The 23,966-nt window shown below is 27.3% G+C and carries 22 protein-coding genes, 2 tRNA genes and 1 other RNA gene; 13 read left to right on the top strand and 12 right to left on the bottom strand.

Going from position 1 to position 23,966, the window contains the following annotated elements; genetic code table 11:
* Positions 1-95: 95 nt before the first annotated feature.
* A tRNA-Phe gene (locus BVAF_RS00330) sits at positions 96-168 on the top strand.
* A gap of 392 nt (positions 169-560) precedes the next feature.
* The gene (gene metC / locus BVAF_RS00325) at positions 561-1,736 is read left to right on the top strand and encodes a cystathionine beta-lyase (protein WP_013516403.1); all 1,176 of its coding nucleotides are present in this window, start codon (positions 561-563) and stop codon (positions 1,734-1,736) included.
* Between the two features lie 36 nt (positions 1,737-1,772).
* Here the strand turns inward: metC and BVAF_RS00320 are convergent, their stop codons facing one another.
* Together BVAF_RS00320 and ribB are read right to left on the bottom strand one after the other, a co-directional pair.
* Complete coding sequence (locus BVAF_RS00320) at positions 1,773-2,507, bottom strand: 1-acylglycerol-3-phosphate O-acyltransferase (protein WP_013516402.1); 735 nt, start codon at positions 2,505-2,507, stop codon at positions 1,773-1,775.
* Positions 2,508-2,828: 321 nt separating this feature from the next.
* Complete coding sequence (gene ribB / locus BVAF_RS00315; protein WP_013516401.1) at positions 2,829-3,482, bottom strand: 3,4-dihydroxy-2-butanone-4-phosphate synthase; 654 nt, start codon at positions 3,480-3,482, stop codon at positions 2,829-2,831.
* 378 nt (positions 3,483-3,860) lie between these two features.
* Between ribB and BVAF_RS00310 the strand changes: the two genes are divergently transcribed.
* Positions 3,861-4,142, top strand: coding sequence for an accessory factor UbiK family protein (locus BVAF_RS00310; protein ID WP_013516400.1), 282 nt, complete (start codon positions 3,861-3,863; stop codon positions 4,140-4,142).
* A 144-nt stretch (positions 4,143-4,286) separates the two neighbouring features.
* Here the strand turns inward: BVAF_RS00310 and hldE are convergent, their stop codons facing one another.
* Entirely contained in the window at positions 4,287-5,753 is a 1,467-nt protein-coding gene (gene hldE, locus BVAF_RS00305; RefSeq protein ID WP_013516399.1) for a bifunctional D-glycero-beta-D-manno-heptose-7-phosphate kinase/D-glycero-beta-D-manno-heptose 1-phosphate adenylyltransferase HldE, read from the bottom strand.
* A 195-nt stretch (positions 5,754-5,948) separates the two neighbouring features.
* Here hldE and BVAF_RS00300 point away from each other — a divergent pair, with 195 nt between their 5' ends.
* Positions 5,949-7,148, top strand: coding sequence for a multifunctional CCA addition/repair protein (locus tag BVAF_RS00300; protein WP_013516398.1), 1,200 nt, complete (start codon positions 5,949-5,951; stop codon positions 7,146-7,148).
* Between the two features lie 1,169 nt (positions 7,149-8,317).
* Here BVAF_RS00300 and BVAF_RS00295 read toward each other — a convergent pair.
* Complete coding sequence (locus tag BVAF_RS00295) at positions 8,318-8,734, bottom strand: dihydroneopterin aldolase (RefSeq protein WP_236608349.1); 417 nt, start codon at positions 8,732-8,734, stop codon at positions 8,318-8,320.
* Between the two features lie 93 nt (positions 8,735-8,827).
* On the opposite strand from BVAF_RS00295, the gene plsY reads away from it, so the two are divergent.
* Positions 8,828-9,394, top strand: coding sequence for a glycerol-3-phosphate 1-O-acyltransferase PlsY (gene plsY / locus BVAF_RS00290; protein WP_013516396.1), 567 nt, complete (start codon positions 8,828-8,830; stop codon positions 9,392-9,394).
* Positions 9,395-9,473: 79 nt separating this feature from the next.
* Here plsY and tsaD read toward each other — a convergent pair whose 3' ends face one another.
* Entirely contained in the window at positions 9,474-10,544 is a 1,071-nt protein-coding gene (gene tsaD, locus BVAF_RS00285; RefSeq protein ID WP_013516395.1) for a tRNA (adenosine(37)-N6)-threonylcarbamoyltransferase complex transferase subunit TsaD, read from the bottom strand.
* Between the two features lie 204 nt (positions 10,545-10,748).
* On the opposite strand from tsaD, the gene rpsU reads away from it, so the two are divergent.
* From rpsU to BVAF_RS00265, 5 genes are all read left to right on the top strand, one after another.
* Positions 10,749-10,964, top strand: a complete 216-nt coding sequence (rpsU, locus tag BVAF_RS00280) for a 30S ribosomal protein S21 (protein ID WP_013516394.1) — start codon at positions 10,749-10,751, stop codon at positions 10,962-10,964.
* Between the two features lie 135 nt (positions 10,965-11,099).
* The gene (locus tag BVAF_RS03230) at positions 11,100-11,255 is read left to right on the top strand and encodes a hypothetical protein (protein ID WP_236608348.1); all 156 of its coding nucleotides are present in this window, start codon (positions 11,100-11,102) and stop codon (positions 11,253-11,255) included.
* Positions 11,183-12,877: a DNA primase gene (dnaG, locus tag BVAF_RS00275; protein ID WP_320408529.1), complete on the top strand. Its 1,695-nt coding sequence runs from the start codon at positions 11,183-11,185 to the stop codon at positions 12,875-12,877. Before BVAF_RS03230 ends, dnaG begins: the two co-directional genes overlap by 73 nt.
* A 164-nt stretch (positions 12,878-13,041) precedes the next feature.
* Entirely contained in the window at positions 13,042-14,904 is a 1,863-nt protein-coding gene (rpoD, locus tag BVAF_RS00270) for an RNA polymerase sigma factor RpoD (RefSeq protein ID WP_013516392.1), read from the top strand.
* Between the two features lie 213 nt (positions 14,905-15,117).
* Positions 15,118-15,191, top strand: a tRNA-Ile gene (locus tag BVAF_RS00265).
* Between the two features lie 66 nt (positions 15,192-15,257).
* Here BVAF_RS00265 and BVAF_RS00260 read toward each other — a convergent pair.
* The 3 genes from BVAF_RS00260 to rsmI form a co-directional block, all read right to left on the bottom strand.
* Positions 15,258-15,809: a DedA family protein gene (locus tag BVAF_RS00260; RefSeq protein ID WP_013516391.1), complete on the bottom strand. Its 552-nt coding sequence runs from the start codon at positions 15,807-15,809 to the stop codon at positions 15,258-15,260.
* Between the two features lie 354 nt (positions 15,810-16,163).
* Positions 16,164-16,598, bottom strand: an RNA gene (gene rnpB, locus BVAF_RS03170) — RNase P RNA component class A.
* Between the two features lie 47 nt (positions 16,599-16,645).
* Positions 16,646-17,554, bottom strand: coding sequence for a 16S rRNA (cytidine(1402)-2'-O)-methyltransferase (rsmI, locus tag BVAF_RS00255; RefSeq protein WP_050805252.1), 909 nt, complete (start codon positions 17,552-17,554; stop codon positions 16,646-16,648).
* A gap of 455 nt (positions 17,555-18,009) precedes the next feature.
* Between rsmI and dolP the strand changes: the two genes are divergently transcribed.
* Complete coding sequence (gene dolP, locus BVAF_RS00250) at positions 18,010-18,591, top strand: division/outer membrane stress-associated lipid-binding lipoprotein (RefSeq protein ID WP_013516389.1); 582 nt, start codon at positions 18,010-18,012, stop codon at positions 18,589-18,591.
* Between the two features lie 154 nt (positions 18,592-18,745).
* Here the strand turns inward: dolP and rpsI are convergent, their stop codons facing one another.
* Both rpsI and rplM read right to left on the bottom strand, forming a co-directional pair.
* The gene (gene rpsI / locus BVAF_RS00245) at positions 18,746-19,138 is read right to left on the bottom strand and encodes a 30S ribosomal protein S9 (protein WP_044026151.1); all 393 of its coding nucleotides are present in this window, start codon (positions 19,136-19,138) and stop codon (positions 18,746-18,748) included.
* A 29-nt stretch (positions 19,139-19,167) separates the two neighbouring features.
* Positions 19,168-19,599, bottom strand: a complete 432-nt coding sequence (gene rplM, locus BVAF_RS00240; protein ID WP_044026150.1) for a 50S ribosomal protein L13 — start codon at positions 19,597-19,599, stop codon at positions 19,168-19,170.
* A gap of 461 nt (positions 19,600-20,060) precedes the next feature.
* On the opposite strand from rplM, the gene BVAF_RS00235 reads away from it, so the two are divergent.
* Entirely contained in the window at positions 20,061-20,462 is a 402-nt protein-coding gene (locus tag BVAF_RS00235; protein WP_013516386.1) for a Z-ring associated ZapG family protein, read from the top strand.
* 213 nt (positions 20,463-20,675) lie between these two features.
* Positions 20,676-22,070 carry a Do family serine endopeptidase gene (locus BVAF_RS00230; RefSeq protein WP_013516385.1) on the top strand — a complete coding sequence of 465 codons (1,395 nt, stop codon included), beginning with the start codon at positions 20,676-20,678 and terminating at the stop codon, positions 22,068-22,070.
* A gap of 139 nt (positions 22,071-22,209) precedes the next feature.
* Here the strand turns inward: BVAF_RS00230 and murA are convergent, their stop codons facing one another.
* On the bottom strand, positions 22,210-23,475 hold the full coding sequence (murA, locus tag BVAF_RS00225; protein ID WP_013516384.1) for a UDP-N-acetylglucosamine 1-carboxyvinyltransferase: 1,266 nt from the start codon (positions 23,473-23,475) through the stop codon (positions 22,210-22,212).
* 76 nt (positions 23,476-23,551) lie between these two features.
* The gene (locus BVAF_RS00220; protein ID WP_013516383.1) at positions 23,552-23,812 is read right to left on the bottom strand and encodes a BolA family protein; all 261 of its coding nucleotides are present in this window, start codon (positions 23,810-23,812) and stop codon (positions 23,552-23,554) included.
* Between the last annotated feature and the right edge of the window lie 154 nt (positions 23,813-23,966).

Raw genomic sequence — 23,966 nt, 5'->3', positions numbered from 1 at the left:
GAGTTGTTATATATACTGTGTACATAACACTAAGGAATATAATATAACTATTACCTAAACAGAACACAAATACGGTGTCACTAATTTGTAAAAGAGCCCGGATAGCTCAGTTGGTAGAGCAGAGGACTGAAGATCCTCGTGTCCTTGGTTCGATTCCAAGTCCGGGCATTTTTTATAATTAGATTATATTAATACTACATAATACATTTTAAATATATATACAAATCAAACTAAATTAAACTAACAAATCAACCCATTTTCCCGAATCATATGAATATAATATTACATATATTTAAATATAAAATTTACATAAAAAATAAAAAAATTAAATACATTATACTGTCTTAGTACTAAATTTTTTGCTTTAAAAATATAAAATTTTATTTTAATGGTCCTATAAACATAAGAAATATCACCAAAGTACAATATAAACATAATATATACCTTTAATTTCACAAAACTCAACACCTCATAAATATCTTGTATACTATCAACATAGTGTTTTATACTTACAGATAACTTGTGTAAGATTTAATATAAAAAATAAATATATCAATATTATGAAAGATGAAACCAAACTAATTACATCTGGAAGAAATAAAAAATTTACACAAGGAACAGTGAATCCTATTATTCAAAGAGCATCCTCAATAATTTTTAATTCCGTTGAACAAAAAAAATATGCCTTCAAAAATCGGATGAATGGAAAATTATTCTATGGTAGATATGGTACTTTATCTCATTTTGCTTTACAAGAAGCTATGATAGAACTAGAAAATGGATCAGGGTGTGTATTGTATCCATGCGGCACGGCTGCTATTACTCATTCAATCCTTGCTTTTATTTCAGAAGGAGATCATATTTTAATTACAGGATCAGCATATGAACCTACTCAAAATTTTTGTCGAGTTATCTCGAAAAAAATGAACATTCAAATTAGTTGGTTTGATCCATTAATTGGTGTTAATATTGCTCACCTCATTCAAGATAACACTAAATTAATCGTTCTAGAATCTCCCAGTTCTATTACTATGGAAATACAAAATATTCCTGAAATTATTAAATCAGCACGAACAAAAAAGAAAGATATCGTTATACTATTAGATAATACCTGGTCTGCAGGAATCTTTTTAAAACCTATAAATATAGGAGTAGACATTTCTATTCAATCTGGCACAAAATATATTTTGGGACATTCTGATGGAATGTTAGGGATCGCTGTATCTAATTTAAGATGTTGGAAACAATTAAAAGAACATGCTTGCTTAATGGGACAAACCGTTGATGCTGATACTGCATACATGGCAATTCGAGGATTACGAACACTGTACATTAGATTAAAACAACATGAAGAAAATGGATTAAATATAGCTCATTGGTTAACTGATCATCCTAAAGTTTATAAAGTAAACCACCCAGCTCTCCCTGTTTGTAGGGGACATGAATATTTCTTAAGAGATTTTAGTGGATCTAGTGGACTATTTTCCTTTATTTTAAAACAACGACTCACCAACGTCCAATTATCAAATTTTCTTAATAATTTTAAATACTTTAAAATGGCGTATTCATGGGGAGGATTTGAATCATTAATTATAACAAATCAAATAGAAGAATTAAATTCTATTCGACCAGTCGGACTATTAGATTTTACAGGAACATTAGTACGAATACATGTAGGATTAGAACATTATACAGATTTAATTCAAGACTTAAAAAACGGATTAGATCGCATTTAAAATTAAATTCGATCTAATCCGTTTTGTATAAAAAATCTAATTTTCTCGGAGCATTACTTCCTCATTAAGCTTATCAATTTTCAATTTCATAATTTTATGACAATGCGCAGCAATAATACGAACTTGATTAAGTTTATATTGACATGTTTTCAGAGAAGGCATGATTTCAATTATTACTAATCCATTTGACCAACGATTTAATCTAATTTTATTATTAGAAATATCTGAAACACAAATCGGAACGATGGGCACTTTAGAAAAAATTGCTGCATAAAACGCTCCTATTTTAAAAGGCAACAATCCTCTGCCTTGATTTCGTGTTCCTTCTGGAAAAATCCATACTGACATACCATCTATTCTAATAGTTTTAATGATTTTAGTTAAAATACTACGAGTTTTCTGTACACTATTATATGTTCGATCAATCAATATATTACCACTTAACCAATACAATTGACCAAATAATGGAATCCATAATAAATTTTTTTTGCCTATTGTTACAGTATTTGATTGCACTGCACTAGATACAGTCACCATATCATAATTATTTTGATGATTAGAAATATAGACGCAATTTTTAGGCAATAAGATATCTGAAGATTTTCGTATTTCAAGTTGAATTCCAAAAATAGGCGCCATACATCCAAATAAATGACTAAAAATATCAATATAACGCAATTGCCTAGGAACTAATAAACAATAAATTATACCAAATACGCAAATATTAATTGATATAATTAAAATTAAAACCACACGTATTATAGCGATCATATAAAATAATATACACACCTATCAAAATTTATCATGATTCACATACATAATGTACTCATTATACATAACTCAATTTACATACCAAAATCAACTTTGTTATACATACATATATAACACTGCATACATATTAAATACCATACACATACAAATATGATTTATTTTTAAAACAACACATATCAATTCTTCCAGCAACAAATTAGTTTAACTTATATAATTATATAATGAACTTGTATTTAATAAACTAAACAAAATAAACTCTCATAATTAAATATAAGCTAAATCATCGACTACAATAATATTATTCTATAATATACAAAGATATTAAAAATTAGTTCTAATTTTAATATAAATTATTAAATCTAAAATAGTTAAAACTGGCATATTATACTTTTTTGAAAATTCAATTATTTCCAAAGTACGCGCCATACTCCCATCTTTATTAGTTACCTCACATAACACACCAAATGGCTTTAACCCAGCTAATGTCACTAAATCAACAGCAGCTTCTGTATGCCCTAATCGAGTTAATACACCTCCTTTATTTGCCCTTAAAGGAAAAACATGCCCAGGACGATTCAAATCAGAAGGCTTTGCATAATCTGCTATTGAAGCTTGAATAGTAGTTAAACGATCTTTTGCAGAAACACCAGTAGTCACGCCTTTTGAAGCCTCTATAGTTACAGTAAAGGCAGTCTTATAATTATTACTATTTTCTTCAACCATCATAGGTAAATTTAACTGTTTACATCTATCTTCTGTTAAACATAAACACACTATACCACTACCATGCCGAATAGCTAAAGCCATTTGTGTAACAGTCATATTTTCTGCAGCAAATATCATATCTCCTTCATTTTCTCGATTTTCATCATCTATCACTAAAACTCCACGCCCACCACGTAATGCATTTAATGCATTTTGCACACGTTCTATCGAAGTTCCAAATTTAGATAAAATATCTTCTTGCCAATACATAATAATAAAATAACTTAAATTCCTATCGAAAATTACATTATAATTATTTTTATAAGTTTAATAAAATTATCACAACTCCACTTATTTAAACACAACCAAATTTAATGTAATACACAACCAAAACCAATAATATAAATTAATATTATTAATTCCCTAAATCAATACATACTACAATTTTATAAATTAACACAATAAATAAACGAGCTTATATTTACTATAATTTTTCATAAAAATTCAAATTCAATTCAAAATAAATTTACAATATAATCCGAAAATTGTATAATTTAATTCAGTAATATTATTAAGTTATCTTTAAAAAAATTCATTAAAATCTATGTAACACAAAATATATATAAATAAAACCTGAGCTTATTATTTATGTTGGACCTTAAAACTATTGCAAAATTCACACGTTATATCAACGAATACGTTCATAAAATAATTTCTGGTCTTACATGTGATTTAGATTCTAAAATACAACAAATATTACAAAATCAACTTGATTATATGGATTTTGTTAACAGAGAAGAATTCGATATACAATCTCAAGTTCTTCTTGAAATTCAACAAAAAATAAATGAATTAGAAAAAAAAGTACAAATTTTAGAGTCAATTTATCAACATAAACTTAAAAAAAATAAATCAAATAATAATACATAATTATATATAAAATATAAGCAAATTAATTATCCTCGATATCTAATTACTTCAAAATTTAATATCATAAATTAATAAAAAATTACTTTAATTCATTCAAAACTTTTAACGAAAAAATACATTTTCAAAAATTACGATAAATCTAATTCAACGTACATTTAATTTATCACGATTATTTTGAATAAAATTAATTATTTTACTACTAGAAAAACCAGATTGAAATTTCAAAACACATACCTTTCCTCCTTTACTAACAACTTCCTTATTTCCATCAATATCCAAAATATCATAATCACCACCTTTTACTAAAAAATCCGGAGATATTTCTGATATCAATCTAATCGGAGTATCTTCATAAAAAGGCACTACCCAATCTACCATAGATAAAGCAGATAACACAACCATACGTTTTTTTAAAGTATTTATTGGCCGTCCCTTTCCTTTCAATCTTTTAGTAGATTCATCACTATTCACCGCTACAATTAATCTATCTCCAAGTTTTCTTGCATTAGTCAAATAATTAACATGCCCATAATGTAAAATATCAAATACACCATTAGTCATAACTATTTTTTCTCCTCTATTACGTGCTACAGATACAATTCTTTTCAGAGTATTTTCATCCAATATACCAAACGGCATGTTTTCATATTCATACTTTTGTATAATATTTTTCATTTCAATCATATCAACAGTAGCAGTACCAAATTTACCTATTACTAACCCTGCTGCTGAATTCGCCAAAAAACATGCTTTTTCTAAACTTTCTCCATACGATAAAGCTGCAGATAATACCCCAACCACTGTATCTCCAGCTCCAGTAACATCATATACTACCTTTGATTGCGCTTTAAAATATAACGGATGATCTATTAATTTTTTACGTAATAGCACCATGCCCTTTTCAGCACGCGTAATTAATAGTGCTGACAAATTATAATCATATATAATTTCTTTAGCACGACTAATCAAAATTTTATCGTTTCGACAAAAACCCGCAACTGATTCAAACTCTGACATATTAGGAGTTAATATAGTTGCCCCTTTATAACGAGAAAATTGTATACCTTTTGGATCTATTATTACTGGAATATTAGCTAAACGTGCTAATTCTATTATTTCCTCTATCTTATTTAAAGCCCCTTTCGCATAATCAGATAAAACTAAAATTTTATGTTTTGTTAAATGTAACTTCACTTCATTAATCAATTGATTAGTATCAATATTTTCAACATTTTTTTCAAAATCTAATCGAATTAGTTGTTGTTTTTTAGATAAAACTCGTAATTTAAGAATAGTTGAATAAGTATGTAATGGAACAACATTCCACTTTATCTTAAATTTCAAAAGCTGTTTTTTTAATATACGAGCAGCTTTATCAATACCTACCAATCCTATCAATCTAACCTGTCCACCCAATGCGGCAATATTCATTGCTACATTAGAAGCTCCACCTGGTCGATTAACAATCTTATTAATTTTAACTATTGGCCCAGATGATTCTAAAGAAATTTTATTAGTAAATCCACACCAATATCGATCTAAAATAACATCTCCTACTATTAATACATTAGATTTCAAAAAATTTACAAAACAAAAATTATCATCTTTCATTAGTATACCTAAATACAATTAAAAAATTATATTCACTTTTTATAATAACAATATTAAGTGGTATTCTTATACTACATATAATCAAGAAAAATTTATAGTATTATCACTACTCGTATACCCCAATTTAGTACAGATACTACATTAATAGTTATAATATAAATTATATAAAATAATTTAATTTTAATTAAATAAAATATGAAAAAATATTTAGTAGGAGGAGCTGTACGAGACTCATTATTAAATCTACCTATTATAGAGAAAGATTGGGTTATAACAGGCTCCAACCCTCAAGAAATGTTAAAAATAGGCTATGAACAAGTTGGTAAGGATTTTCCAGTATTTCTACACCCTACAAGTCATGAAGAATATGCCTTAGCTCGTACTGAACGTAAAAACGGAAAAGGATACACAGGATTTATTTGTTATACTAACCCTTCTGTCACTATCGAAGAAGATTTATATCGTAGAGACTTAACCATTAATGCTATGGCATATGATATGCATGGAAATTTATTAGACCCATACAATGGACAAAGAGATATTAAATTAAAACTTTTAAGACATGTTTCTGATGCATTTTATGAAGATCCATTAAGAATATTAAGAGTTGCTAGATTTGCTGCAAAATTTAAACACATGGGATTTTCCATTGCTTCAGAAACATTACAACTCATGATCCAAATGTCCTCTTCTGAGTTACAATTACTATCATCAGAACGCATATGGACAGAAACTAAAAAAGCACTTATAACAAATAACCCTCAAGTATATTTCCAAATTTTAAAAAAATGTGGTGCATTAAACATACTATTCCCTGAAATATATACATTATTTACAATATCTGGTTCAAAAAAATGGCATCTAAATTTTAATAACTTAGGTTCCCATACTATGACTAAACTATCCAATATTTCTCGTTTAACTAAAGATCTTGCTATACGTTTCTCAATATTATGTTGTAATTTAAGCGAACAACATAATTCATCAAAACAATTAATAATCTCTTCTGTAAACAATTTATGTAAAAGATTAACAATTCCAAATAATATTCTTAAACTTTCAAAAATCGTTGCTATTTATTACAATGACTTATATGATGTTACAACGTTATCTTCAGAAATGATTATAAGAATATTTAACAAGTTCAATTGTTGGCATTGCCCAAAAAATATTGAACAGATAATTTATATCAACAAATCTCATTTATTAGATCATCAATGCTATACACAACTCTCATATTATCAAGAAAATTTTTTACGAACAGCGTTTAAGCTCACCAAACAAATAAAAGCTCATGATGTAATAAGTTCTGGATTTCAAAATATAAATATAGGAAAAGAACTACACAACAGAAGAATAAATATTTTAAATGCATGGAACAAAAATTATAAATAACTCCCTTGTCCTTTAATTTTATACTTTTATTTTTTAAATCTAATCACATTAATGATTCTTACAAAAAATATAAAAATATTGTGAATTAACCGACGTAACGAAATATCATTATTTCTCAAATAAAATGTTATGTATTTCATCCTAAATACATTATTCCTAAGACTATTATAAACCTGCGTATTTCACGAAAAATTTAAAAATATTTTGAATTACTCTTGATCTAATTTTAAAAACCCCGATCACAAAATCTAATCTTAAACAAAGATAACATATATACAATGTACTACTGTCAACTTTATATAATATATATGATAAATTCAACTAATCTTAATATGATGCAAATAATTAAAGCAAAATTTTTTAATTTTTCATCTCAACCTACTCTATTCTATTATTATATTATCCCCTCATAATCAAGCTCTAAACCTAAAAAAACCCTCAAAAAACACACTACTCTACAATTATCTTACTAAAAAACACTGATTATATTGTTTTATATATTATTCAGATTAATAATTACATTAATATTACAATAATAATCTATAATTAAAACAAATATTATTATTCTTCAATACATAAAATTCTTCTATTATCAAGTCACATATAAAAAATAAATCACGTAATAACGTCTAATCCCATTAGAACAAAAAACCAAAAAATTATTTTAAAGATAATCACGATTAATATATATTATATTTTTAAAAAAATCGCCATATTTTTTTTATTAAGCACACTAAAAATCCCATTTATAACAAATACAATATAATTCTTGCTAATGCAAATACTATTAAAAATAAATAAAAAATAGGCATAATTATGTTATTATATACATATATAGTATATATCGAAAATTATTTTATTTACAATGCAACAATTTCTTATTTATTACAATTAAAAAATCTATTGAAAATAAAAAGAAATTTAATTATATCTTTTTACAATTATGAAAGTTAAAAAACAATTAATTTAAATATATTCAAAATCATTTTTTATTTTTAATACATATATTACTTTTTTATATACATAAAGAACATACATAAAAATATTAACATCAGATATATGACTTTATATTAATAAATACATATACACATTATCATATGCTCTATTTCTTGGCTTTACCATAAATTTAAACAAAATGATCATCACCACTACTCATATATCAAAATCATTTATTTCCAACCTGTATATAATCTAACTTTCTTAAAGTCATGTACTTTGCTTTTTCTACGCTCTACACAAAATCCAACATTACATAAATTACGAATTACATTTGGCTTATTAACTTTGACTTGAATCCAAGAAATAATAGGAAACCTGTTTATCAAAGCTTCTGCTGTTATTTCAGCAACATCTTCAATCAACTCAAAATGCCTCGAGTTTATCATATTTAATATGATTTGATTTATTTGCACATAATCTACATACATATTCATACCGTTAATAAATTTACAAAACTCACTATCATAAACTAATCGTAAATCAAAAACTAATTTCTGCAAACATTGTCTTTCCCAATTATAAATTCCAATACTAGCCATTACTATTAATTGATCAATATACAAAAATTTCATAAATCCTGATTTCATATTTATTATTCTACATAAACAAAAATTAATTTTAGTTTACACCAAATCAAAAATATACAATAATAATTATTTAACCATTATTTCGTAACAACTATGATTATTACTACCATATTAACAATATTTTTTGCTTATTTTTTAGGCTCTATGTCTGGAGCTATCTTAATATGTAAAATTTTAAACTTAACAGATCCTAGAAATCAAGGATCTCAAAATCCTGGAGCTACCAACATATTTAGAATATTTGGCTATAAACTAGCAATTTATGTAACATTATTTGACATGTTAAAAGGTGCTGTTCCAATCTGGATAGGATCTTATTTAGAAATCACTCCACTATATTTACATATAATAACTATCGTAGTCTGTATAGGACATATGTATCCTATATTTTTTCAATTTAAGGGCGGAAAAGGAGTAGCTACCGAATTAGGAAGCCTTGCTGCGATAAACATTCATTTGTTTTTCGTCATGATCAGCTCATGGATCATTATTGTATTAATATTCAAACATTCAGCGCTAGGATCAATAATTTCCAACTTAATTGTACCTACATATGCATGGTATATCCAATACTCACATATTTTATTGATAATAATATTATCATTGTTAATATTAATTCGACATATTAATAACATTAAACAACTGTGGAATCCTCAGTAAAAACATCTTTAAATTTATTTAATTATCACTACTTCTTTATTTAAAAAATAATGCACACAATCAACACGCATACTTGCAGTTAAATTTCTACCTTAGGTAAAGATTCCAATGACCAACGAGGTTTAACTAAAATAGATAAATTAGTATGAGCTAATCCTGATTTTAATCTAATCAAACCAGCACAAGCTACCATAGCCCCATTATCTGTACAAAATTCCAATTTAGGAGGATACAATAATGTGCCTTGCATAGACTCTAACATATTCGAAAGATACGATCTTAAAACAAGATTAGCACTTACTCCTCCAGAAATCACTAAATTTTTTATTTGTGTTTGTTTTAAGGCACGATAACACTTAATAGTTAGAGTTTCAATTGCGGCGCATTCAAATCCACATGCAATATCAGCTTTAACTTGATTATCATTAGTTTTTAATGATAATATTACCCTGGATACAGCAGTTTTTAACCCAGAAAAACTAAAATTCAAACCTGGTTTATGGATCATAGGTTTCGGAAAAATATAACGCCCCTTAATACCATTTCGTGCCATTACTGATAACGCAGCTCCCCCCGGATATTGTAATCCTAATAATACAGCAATTTTATCAAATACCTCTCCAACTGCATCATCTATTGATTCTCCTAAAATTTTATATTCTCCTATTTTTTTTACCATTACAAGTTGAGTGTGTCCTCCAGAAACTAATAAGGCAATAAAAGGAAATTTAATAACGTCAGTACAATTACTATAAAAACCAGAATCAAAAGATATATTTTTTTGATTCAACATAGGAGCCAATAAATGTGCTTCCATATGATGAATGTCAATTATAGGTATGTTCCATGCATAAGCTAAAGCACAAGCAACTGCAGAACCTACTAACAACGATCCTATTAAACCTGGTCCAGCTGTATATGCAATTCCATTTATATCAGATGAAGTTAACCCGGTTTCTCTTAAAGCAGATACAATTAAAGGAATAATTCTTAATGTATGATCTCTTGCTGCTAATTCAGGTACAACACCTCCATAATGCGAATGCAACAAACTTTGACTGTATATCTTATTTATCAACAATCCTTCATTTTGATCATATACTGCTACTCCGGTTTCATCACACGAAGTTTCAATTCCCAACACACGCATTGTATTATATGGCTGTATTATATATTATGGAACGATTAACAATTTTTTATATAAAAAAATTACTAAAAATTTTGAAAATTTAATATTCTTTATTATAATAACCAAGTTTACATTATAATTTCAAATATTAAATATCATTAATCATATCCATAAATAACAAAAAATTTAAAAAATATTTATTATCACAAAAAATAGGAAGTATATATGCCAATAATTAAAATACGAGAAAATGAACCGTTTGATGTAGCATTACGTCGTTTTAAAAGATCATGTGAAAAAGCAGGGATTTTATCAGAAGTACGTCGTAGAGAATTTTATGAAAAACCTACTACAGAACGAAAAAGAGCCAAAGCATCCGCAATTAAACGACACATAAAAAAAATAACTAGAGAAAATTCTAAACGATTTAAATCGTTTTAATATTATGAATTTACTACCCTCATTTCAAACGATTAAATTTTTTATTATCATTTAATGTATTACAAATATATGAGATTTAATTAATTTCTTATCCACAATATGAATAAAAATAACTGATGTAAATATAACGATAATATGATTGCTCGCATTCCAAAAACATTAATAGAGACATTAATATCTCGTACTAATATTGTTGATTTAATCAATCAACGAATCCCATTAAAAAAAAAGGCTCAAATTTTATTGCTTGTTGTCCATTTCACTCAGAAAAATACCCATCTTTTACTGTAAATTTTAAAAAACAATTTTATTATTGTTTTAGTTGCGGAGCACATGGTAACATCATAAATTTTTTAATGAATTATGATCAATATACATTTATTGAATGTATAAAAAAATTATCTACTATCCATGGTATTAGCATAAAAAATTTTTTTTATCACAATACTACCAGCCAAATTTCCCATGAAAACAATTTATATAAATTTATGAGTGATGTTTCTAATTATTATCAAAACAATTTAATAAATAAAAAATATGCTTATGCTCACAAATATTTACAAAATAGAGGACTAACCACAAATTCCATTGCAAACTTTAATATTGGATTTGCTCCTATGGGCTGGAATAATATTGCTCAAAATTTAAACCTTAACACATACAATTCAAAATTAATAACACAATCAGGCATATACGTAGAAAACGGAAAAAAAAATAAATATGATCGATTTCGAGAACGTATCATTTTTCCTATGAAAAACCAAGAAGGAAAAATAATAGGATTCGGCGGACGCACCATTCAACACAATCCTAAACAACCTAAATACTTAAATTCTCCAGATACTACTATCTTTAAAAAAAACCAATATTTATATGGATTTTACGAAACTTGTAAAAAACATAAAAATATTCCATATATTCTATTAGTAGAAGGATATATGGATGTAATAATCTTAACTCAATTTGGAATAAATTATGTAGTTTCGACATTAGGAACATCTATGTCAGTTTACCACATTCGATTAATATATAGTGTCACTAACCAAATTATTTGTTGCTATGATGGTGATAATGCTGGAAAAAAAGCTGCCTGGCGCACACTTAATACTGTACTACCATATCTTACTGACAACAAAGAAATATCTTTTATGTTCTTACCAAATCAAGAAGATCCCGATACATTAATACGTAAAATAGGAAAAGACAGTTTTTTAAAACAAATATCGAAAGCTCAAAGCTTATCTAATTTTCTATTTGAAACCTTATCTAAAAAAATAAATTTACACACACTAGAAGGGCGAGTTAAGCTCAGCAGCTTAATATTACCCATGATTAATCAAATTCCAGGACAAATATTACAATTATGTTTACAGCAAAAATTAAGTAAAATAATAGGAATCTTAGACGATAGTAAATTACAACAACTACTCAAAAAACCAAAAAAAAATATCCCCCTCACACAATATAAACATAATATTACATATAACATAGAACATATTTTAATAGGGTTATTGATACAAAACCCAAAACTTGCTAAATTAGTTCCAACCATACAAGGATTAGAAACACTTAAACATAATAATATAAAAATATTTATAAATTTGGTGAAATTATGTAAATTTTATCCAAATTTTACCACTGAACAATTGTTGGAATATTTTTATAATAAAAAAACTACAAATCGTCACTATTTTATAATACTTAAAAAATTGGCGTATTGGAAACACATAATTAAAGACGATATGATTATTATTACTTTTATTGATACTTTAACAAAATTATATAACTTAATTCTTGAACAACAACAAAATATGCTCATCACACGAGAACGTTTATTCGGATTAACAAACAAAGAACGCCGAGAATTGTGGATGTTAAACCAAAAATTATCTTCAATACATATATTGAAATAAATTATGATACAACACACTAACTATATATGCTATATAACTAGCAATAATCTAGTTATAAGATACTCAAAAACTTTTTTATTTATTAAAATTTTAATTAAAATTACATATGAAGATAATCATCTTTAACCTAAAAAATCATTTTTTACAATAGTGGGAGTCGTTTTATGGAACATAACCCACAATCACAACTTAAGTTACTTGTGACACGTGGAAAAGAACAAGGCTACTTAACCTTTTCTGAAGTAAATGATCATTTATCAGAAGATATTATTGATTCTGATCAATTACATAATATTATTCAAATGATGAACGATATGGGTATTCAAGTTATGGAAGAAGCTCCTGATTCCGATGAATTTTTATTAACAAAAAATTGCGATACCGTTGTTAATAATGATGAAGAAGATGCAACAGAAGCTGCTGTACAAGCTTTATCCAATACAGATCCAGATTTAGGAAGAACTACCGATCCAGTGCGAATGTATATGAAAGAAATGGGGGCTGTAGAACTGTTAACTAGAGAAGGGGAAATAGATATTGCTAAAAGAATCGAAGATGGAATCAATCAAGTACAATGTTCTGTTGCAGAATATCCAGAAGCAATCACTTATTTATTAGAACAATATCAACGTGTAGAAACAGGTGAAACCCGATTATCAGATTTAATTACTGGTTTTGTTGATCTAGATAATTTTAACCAAAACGTTGAAACAATACCCAACATTACACAACAAAATATTCACCATCTTTCATCTAATATTTTAACAGTAACAGATGATGAAGAAAACACAGAAAATGAAGATGATGATAATAGTATTGACCCAGAATTAGCACGAAAAAAATTTATAGCTTTACGAAAACAATACGAAACAACCCGACAAACAATTAAATATAACGGACGCAACCATGATAAATCATCATCTGAAATTTTAAAACTCTCTGAAATATTTAAACAATTCAGATTAGTTCCAAAACAATTTGATTACTTAGTGAATAATATGCGGTCTATGATGGATCGAATTCGATTTCATGAACGATTAATTATGAAATTATGCGTAGATATTAGTAAAATGCCTAAAAAAAAATTTATTGATTTATTTTCAGGTAATGAAACTAATAAAGCTTGGCTTATTCAAGCATTATCTATGAATGCAGGGTGGGCTAAAAAATTAGATACAGTTAATGCAGAAGTACAACAAAATATATGGCAATTATATCAAATAGAAAAAGAAACAGGTTTAACAATAGAACAAGTAAAAAATATTAACCGACGTATGTCTATCGGTGAAGCTAAGGCTCGCAGAGCTAAGAAAGAAATGGTTGAAGCTAATTTAAGATTAGTTATATCTATTGCTAAAAAATATACAAATAGAGGATTACAATTTTTAGATTTAATTCAAGAGGGTAATATTGGCTTAATGAAAGCAGTAGATAAATTTGAATATCGTCGAGGTTATAAATTTTCTACCTACGCAACCTGGTGGATCCGTCAAGCCATCACCCGATCTATAGCAGATCAAGCTCGTACTATTCGAATTCCAGTACATATGATTGAAACTATTAACAAACTTAATCGTATTTCAAGACAAATTTTACAAGAAACAGGATGTGAGCCTACGCCAGAAGAACTTTCAAAACGTATGTTAATATCGGAAGATAAAATTAGAAAAGTACTGAAAATTGCTAAAGAACCTGTATCTATGGAAACACCAATAGGTGATGATGAAGATTCACATCTAGGTGATTTTATTGAAGATACTAATCTTGATTTACCTTTAGATTCTGCAACATCAGACAATTTAAAAGCCGCCACAAACGATGTACTTTCAGGTTTAACTCCCAGAGAGGCTAAGGTATTACGCATGCGTTTTGGAATCGACATGAATACCGACCACACTTTAGAAGAAGTAGGTAGACAATTCGATGTAACACGAGAACGTATTCGTCAAATCGAAGCAAAAGCTTTGAGAAAATTAAGACATCCCAGTCGATCTGAAATACTAAGAAGTTTTTTAGATGATGATTAAAGCAGGATATATATAATAAATATACAATTATGATAAACTTTTTTATAATTAAAAACATTAATACACATTTAATATTTTAAATTTTTCAAAATAAAAATATATATTATTTTTTGACTTTTTTACCTATATGTATGGTAGATTATGTCATAATAAATTTATACATAATAATGGCTATAAAAATCAAATTTTCAAGATTACTAAATTTTTAAGTAAGGCCCCTTAGCTCAGATGGTCAGAGCAGGCGACTCATAATCGCTTGGTCGCTGGTTCAAATCCAGCAGGGGCCAAATTTTATATACTTTCACTATATACAGTTTTATAATTTATTAAATAAAATTACAATTTATATAAAATTAGAAAAAACACTCTATATGCCCTAAACATCCGCCTAAAATAATTAAAATTAATACCCATATAAAAGAACTAATCCAATTAAATAATTGGAATTTTAATGAATCTAATCCAGATACTCCAGCTATTACTGGTAACGCTGTTCTCATAAATACAACAAAACGACTTATAAATAAAGCCAGCAATCCATGCTTATTAAACATATTACTTGCTCTTTGATATGAGCGGCTAGGTAAATATGACATCCAACCCTTCAATGTTTTTTTATTTTTTAATAAAAATTTCCCCTGCAAATAACTTACCCAACTCCCCAAACTAGCAGCAATAGTTAAAATACTTAAAGTTAAAAAAAAATTTAAAATTCCTTTTTTAATTAATATCCCTAAAACAATCAATAAACTATCTCCAGGTAAAAAAAAAGCTGGAATAATAGCATTTTCTAAAAATACAATAATAAATATTGTCAAATAAAAAACTAAATTTATCTTTATATTAAAAGATAATAGCGCACCATTTTGAGGTACTAAATTAAACAATTCTTTTAAAATATTCATAATTTTTTTTATTTAGTTTATCTTAAAATAAATAACACATATAACAATGCCTGATAGTTTTAAAGTTTAACATAATTTATTATGATACATATCAATCATTTTAGAATGTATATTCTGTAAAATCTAGATCAATTTAAGTTTATTTCAGAAATTACACAAACTTTCAGTAATAATCAAAAATTTGATATTAATTAACAATAACAATTGTATAAAATTCACATATTAATACATTTAAATTTTAAAAATAGGCTACGGTCTAATAAATTAATAACAATATATCTTTTATTTTCTTTAATCTATTCTATTTATAGACTACCATCAATATTTGATATATTCCAAAAAACAATACAATAATATAAAAGTTGACCTATAAGCCGGGTTCTGTCTAGAGCAATCATTCATCTATATTTATATTCACATATAAATTAAAGCGGCTTACCCAAATTCAGCACGGACCATGCTATAGAATTTTTATTTAGCCTTTCTCCAAGCGGAGTTTACATTGCTACAAATTGTTACCAATTGTACGGTGCGCTCTTACCGCCCCTTTTCACCCTTACCACTCTTTCTTTAATATTATAACGTTATTATTGATATAATATTTTTACTCAAAACTATAAAAAATTATGCAATAAATAAAATACAATTCAACTAAGAATGGCGGTTTTTTTTCTGTTGCACTTGTCGTAGATTCACATCTCCCAGGTATTACCTGGCGCCTTGTCCTGCGGAGCCCGGACTTTCCTCTCCTTTTTTTACTAAAAAAGCAGCGATTACTCAGTCAACTTACCATCTATAAATTATCTAAAAAATTATCTCTATTATCTATAATAGCATTACTTTCTATTTAACTTTTCAAATACATATTTGTGATATAAAACATTTTTTTTTATTCCATATATATTTCCTACTAAAGATGCAGCCTTCTTTACAGAAACTTCTAATGCTAACAATTTCATTATACTCCATGCTTTTGGAGGTATCTCATCATTACCACGATTCTTAAAATTATATCCTGATACTACCAACACTATTTCTCCTTTGACACGAGTCTTATCTTGTTGTACCCAAAATAATAATTTGCTTGCTGGAGCTCCATAAATAAATTCCCAAATTTTACTTAGCTCTCTAACTAATACAACGTAACGTGTTTCTCCAAAAACAGATACTATATCTTTTAAACTATCTATAATTCTATATTTTACGTCATAAAAAATCAAAGTTCTTGATTCTTCTAATAATTCTTTTAAACGACTTATACGAAAAATTCGTTTAGATGGCAGAAATCCTTCAAAACAAAACCGATTTACAGGCAATCCAGACCCACAAAGTGCTGCGATTGCAGCACATGGACCAGGCAATGAAATCACTTTTATTTTTTTTTCATGACAAGCGCGTACTAATCTATATCCTGGATCGCTAATTAATGGACTTCCCGCATCAGAAATTAAAGCAATATTACGTCCGTCTTGTAATTTTGAGAGTAATATAGGCACTTTTCTGTTTTCATTATATCTATTCATAATATATACAGGTAACTTAATAGAAAAAAAACTCAATAAAATTTGAACTCGACGAGTACTTTCTGCAATAATACCATCTACTTGACGTAATGTAGATAACGCCCTATATGTAATATCATGCAAATTACCAATAGGAGTAGGCACAATATATAATGTCCTGTTTGAATTCACTTGTTGTGAAACATATATATTCTTATTATACTGTGTGTTAAAAATAATCATTTTTTAAAAATACAATAAATATCAAAAAATATTATCATGTATCACAATTGTTTTTGCTCTATTAAACACATATCTCTACATATCAGTACAATATCCTTAATAAAACACCGTCCATTTTAAAAAAGTAATCATATAAAATAACGCATTATATGATGATTCTACTTTTATTTTTACTAATTTAAAACAAATTTTTAAATAATTAATTACTACACAATCCTATAATATATTTCATATGCTGTACTAATATCTTAATTACTAGAAACCATATGTATTTTAATGCATCATATATCTTACCTAAATAAGCTAAATTACTTTATTTATATAGACAGTATAATAGCAATATTTTGATAAAAAGCTTATATTAAAACTCTGTTGATTTAATTTACCACATTAAAGTAGTATTGTGTGCAGTATACCAATAGACATAATGTACACACTGAATACCATTACTAAACATGAAAAATCATATAATATTTTTGACATTAACTCTTGTGTTTTATTCTACACTATTAATAGGATGCACTAGTATGTTAACTATAGGAACTGCCACGATAGTGGCTAACACATGGTATGACTCCCGTACCATAGGATCTCAAATAGACGACAGTATTCTTAAAATCAATATTTATCACGCCCTTAACAAACATACACAAATTAAAAAATTTACTAGGATAATCAATACAGTGTATCAAGGTAATGTTTTGCTCACAGGACAATCTCCTTCTTCAGAACTATCTAAAGAAGCGATAAATATTGTCATGCATATTAATGGAACAAAAAATATTTATAATGCCATTAGGAAAAATTCACCAATATCTCTACAAAATATTTTATTTGATTCAATCATTAGCAATCAAATACGATTTCATTTGTTTACAAAAAAAAATACGCACATATCAAAAATTAAAGTCGTCACTGAAAACCGAGAAGTATTCCTTTTAGGAATGGTTACCTGTAAAGAAGGGCAATATGCTGAAAAAATAGCAAGAAAAACCAAAGGAGTAAAAAATGTATTTTCCGCTTTTACTTACATATAAATTTTTTATATACTCATTATTTACAACTATTCAAACCACTTTTATTTCTATATACATCATCAAAACTTTGAACCTTTATTCAATCTATTTAATTTATTTATAAATATCAAATTAAATAATCATAATTAAATACTTTTTATTGGCTCCCTCTATATTAACGCTTAGAAAATTGAGGTCTCCTTCTCGATTTACGAAATCCAATTTTCTTTCTTTCTACTATTCTAGAATCTCTAGTTAACAATCCTGAAGAACGCAATAAAACTTTCAATTTTTCATCATATTTTAATAACGCCCGAGTAACCCCATGACATATTGCTCCAGATTGGCCTGAAACTCCTCCTCCTGTTACGGTAATGTACACATCTAAAGAATCTAATAATTTAGTCACTTCTAATGGTTTTTTTATCATCACCTGTTCGCTGATTTTAGGAAAATAATTATCTAACGAACGATTATTTATGATTATTTTACCAACCCCCAATTTCAAAAATACTCTAGCAGAAGCACTTTTTCTTCTTCCAGTCCCATAAAACTGATTACATATTATATTCAAAATTAAATATCCCCAATGATATACTAACTAATCTGTAAAAATTTCGGAGATTGTGCTTCATGATTATGAACAGTACTTGTATAAACTTTTAATCTACGAAACATCACACGACCCAATTTATTCTTAGGTAACATTCCCTTTACTGAATTTTCAATTACTTTATTAGAATTTATAGAAATAAGCTCTTTAAATTTTAAACTTTTAATACCACCTACATAACCCGTATGCCTATAATAAATTTTATTTTCATATTTACGTCCACTCACGTAAATTTTTTTTGAATTAATAATAATAATATAATCTCCAACATCAAAATACGGAGCATACTCAATTTTATGTTTTCCAATCAAATACATAGCTACTTTACTAGACAATCTCCCAAGTACTTTATCAGTAGCATCTACAACATACCACTCTCTTTTTATAATCTTTGATTGTCTCATACCAACCTTTATCTCCATGTAATATCACTTTACTATTTCAATGCAAATTATAAATTACACCACACTAAACTTTATTATATTATACAACATAATTCATGAAAACTACGTATTTATCCACTATAACAAATCTGTGAAATACATACACGTTTTTCATACAATAAACAGACTCAATATCTTTCTTATGGGCTAAAATATTTTTTCAAAAACCTAACAAACCAACAAACACACTATTCTAATTTTAGCATCATATCATTATATATACAATATAACACGTTATATACACAATATTTTCTATCTGCTTTATGATAGATTTTAAATCAATAAGAATCAATATTTTAATATATACACATTATCGATATAATTAATAAAAAACTTAACACAAAAATAATATATAATATGTTCTCTAATTTATTAAATAATGATTACTACAAACAAAATTATAACAATTAAAGTAAAAAAAGGAGATTAAAATTATGATTTGGATTATTGTAATACTTTTAAGTTTTCTAATAGGAAATATCACAGGAATTATTTTCATGTACTATAGAGATCGAAATTTATTAAATAATCAAAAAACTTTATACAACGAACTACAAAATAATAAAATGAAATTAAATACATATCAAAACAAACTCAAAACACATTTTGAATATAACATAAAATTACTAAATAAAATTTCAGAAAATTACCAAAATTTATACCAAAATATCACAAAAAATGCCAATTTTTTTTTACCTAATGTATATAATCAAGAAAATGTATACTCTGACCATGCGCAAAATATAAACATACAACATAAAAAACATTTAACTACCGAGGCTCCTCGAGATTATTCAGATGATGTAAATGCACAAAATGAACAAGAAAAAATATAATTTTACGATAAATATCGAAATAATATACATAATAACCCTTACAAAACTATTTTCATCAAACTATATAAACTTTGTACAATCTTAAAAAGGTTATAGATAATTTAAATATAATAAATATATAACTTTGATTATAAATTAACATTTTATTTTGATAAAATAATATCTAAATATAATTCTTGACCTAACTAAATACAAATAATGAATCATTTATTTATGAAAATAATACAAAATTCAATAATTACATTAGGTATAATATTGGGATTGGAGATTATTACAAATTTCACACCTTGTACTTATCATTATAATATATTATTTTCAGACACATCACATTCTTCAATGCCTACCAGTTTAGCTCCAATGCTAGATAAAGTGCTTCCGACTGTAGTAAGCATACACGTAGAAGGTACACAACCTGTAAAACGATTAACTTTACCTAAAGAATTTAGATACTTCTTTGGACCAGACCTTCCTCCTGGTGGAAATTTTGGAACTAAACCATTTGAAGGATTAGGATCAGGAGTTATTATTAATGCTAACAAAGGCTACATTATTACTAATAATCATGTTGTAAATGAAGCTGATAAAATTACAATTCAACTTAATGATGGAAAAGAATATAAAGCAAAAATAATAGGTCATGATGAACAAACTGACTTAGCATTACTACAAATATTAAAATTTAATAAAAATTTGTCTGAAATAAAAATAGCAGATTCTGATACCTTAAAAGTTGGAGATGTCGCTGTTGCTATAGGCAATCCTTTTGGATTAGGTCAAACTGCAACTTCAGGTATTATTTCCGCATTAGGGAGAAGCGGTTTAAATCTTGAAGGACTAGAAAATTTTATCCAAACTGATGCTTCCATAAATCGAGGAAATTCCGGAGGCGCACTAGTCAACTTAAATGGTGAATTAATTGGGATTAATACTGCTATTCTAGCCCCCGGAGGTGGAAATGTTGGAATTGGATTTGCTATTCCTAGCAACATAGTTAAAACTTTAAGCCAACAATTAATTGAATTTGGAGAAGTAAAAAGAGGTCAATTAGGAATTAAAGGCACAGAATTAACAGCTGATATTGCTAAAGCATTTAATATTGATATACAAAGAGGCGCGTTTGTTAGCGAAGTTTTACCAGGATCTGCAGCTGCTAAAGCTCGTATTAAAGCAGGAGATATAATCGTGTCCATAGAAGGCAAACCAATAAAAAATTTTGCAGAATTAAGAGTAAAAGTAGGAACTACCACTCCAGGTAAAACTATTAAAATAGGACTATTAAGAGACGGTAAAACACATATAGTTTCTGTTTTATTAGATGATAGCACCTGTGTTAGCACCAGTGAAGAAATATTAACTCCAGCTTTGCAAGGAGCTTCTTTAAGTAATGGATATTTAAAAGATGGCACGAAGGGAGTAAAAGTAGAAGATGTAATGAAAGATTCTCCCGCTTCTTCAATAGGATTACAAAAAGGAGACATCATTATTGGCTTAAATAGAACCAGAATACATAACTTATCTCAATTACGTAAACTATTAAAAGAAAAACCAACAGTAATGGCCCTTAATATTATTCGAAGAGACACCAGTATTTTTTTATTATTGAGATAGCCAATGATAATCAAAAATTAAAATCATCAATTCTGTACAAAATATTATAGTATAGAACAATATTATAAAATTATTTGATTTCGTAGTAATATAAAACTCTAATAAACATATTGTATTCGTTTATTTACATAATACTATTTTATGTATCAGTAATACGTTGAATACAAGCCCCCATGCTTTTTAACTTTTTTTCAATTCGATCATATCCTCGATCAACATGAGAAATACAATCAATTACAGTTACCCCTTGAGCGATACACCCAGCTAATATTAAACTTGCCGCTGACCTCAAGTCTGTCGATATTACTTGAGTACCTACTAATGAATCAACTCCATAACATATAATTGTATTATTTAATACTTGAACTTTAGCCCCCATTCTAATCAATTCTGGAACATGCATAAATCTATTTTCAAAAATAGTTTCTGTTATTTTACCTATTCCCTTTGAAACTATATTTAATAAAGTAAATTGTGCTTGCATATCAGTAGGAAATCCAGGATACGGGCTCGTGTACACCCCAATAGCTTTCGGTCGTCTACCGTGCATATTTAAGCTAATCCAATCCTTACCAGTATTAATCTCTGCTCCAGACTCCCGAAGCTTTTGCAAAACTAATTTTAAAAAATTTGGATTAGATTTTAAACATATCACATGTGAACGAGAAATAGCTGCTGCAACTAAAAATGTACCAGTCTCAATTCTATCAGGAATAATATGATACTTACCTCCTTTTAATTTTTGAACTCCTTCAATAATAATTCTACTACTACCTGCCCCTATAATTTTAGTACCTAACATAATTAAAAAATTAGCGGTATCAACAACTTCCGGTTCACGCGCAGCATTATCAATAACTGTAATCCCTTCAGCTAATGCAGCAGCACTCATGACAGTCACTGTTGCTCCTACACTAATCTTATTCATAATAATATGAGCACCACGTAACCTGCCATTAACAGAAGCTATAACATATTCTTTTTCTATTATTATTTTGGCTCCTAATTTTTCTAATCCATCAATATGCAAATCTATTAATCTTTTACCAATAGAACATCCGCCTGGCAACCAAATTTCACCATGCCCAAACCTAGCCACTAATGGTCCTAATATCCAAATAGACGCTCTTATTGACTTTACTAAATCATATGGAGCACAATAATAAGTATGTACTTTACTAGTATCAGAAAATACTATGACATCTTGATGTTCTACTTGAGCTCCTAAATAATTTAACAATTCAATAGCAGAATCGATATCTTTTAATCTAGGAACATTAAAAATTTCTACAGGTTCTTCAGTCAAAAGCGTAGCAAATAAAATAGGAAGAGCAGAATTTTTAGCTCCTGATATAACTACTTCTCCACTTAACGTAGTAGGCCCTTGAATGTAAAACTTATCCATTTTTCACATTGTAATTTTATTTGAATAACAATCACCCTTATAATGTCGCCTATACTATACGATAGATATCGTAACACTATTTTACATTATAAAATTTTTTATTTATATCCCATTCATTCAGACTAAAAGCATAAATAGATAAAGAATGAATCTTATTATATGTAATATACTGCTTAAGTGGAGCATATACAATCTTATGTCGTTCTAATTTATTCTTCTCTATAAACATAGAACCTATGGCAATTATTTGACAATGCCCATGATAATCGAAAGCAACATACACCTCGCTTAAATTTAAGCAACTTAACAATATTTCTTTGATTTTATCCGCATTCATTCCTTATTAAACTACTAATATCATATATGTAACCTGACATTATATCATAATAAATGTTAATAAATATTTTATTTGAATATTTTGAATATATAACAATATCTTACAATCTAAATTTCTAATTTCTACGTAATGTATTTTTATTAAATGAACTAAA

This window comes from Candidatus Blochmanniella vafra str. BVAF (assembly GCF_000185985.2).
In the GTDB taxonomy this organism is placed as follows: domain Bacteria; phylum Pseudomonadota; class Gammaproteobacteria; order Enterobacterales; family Enterobacteriaceae; genus Blochmanniella; species Blochmanniella vafra.
Note: the sequence above shows the minus strand (reverse complement) of the source record. Positions and strands in the feature narration are given on the sequence as shown.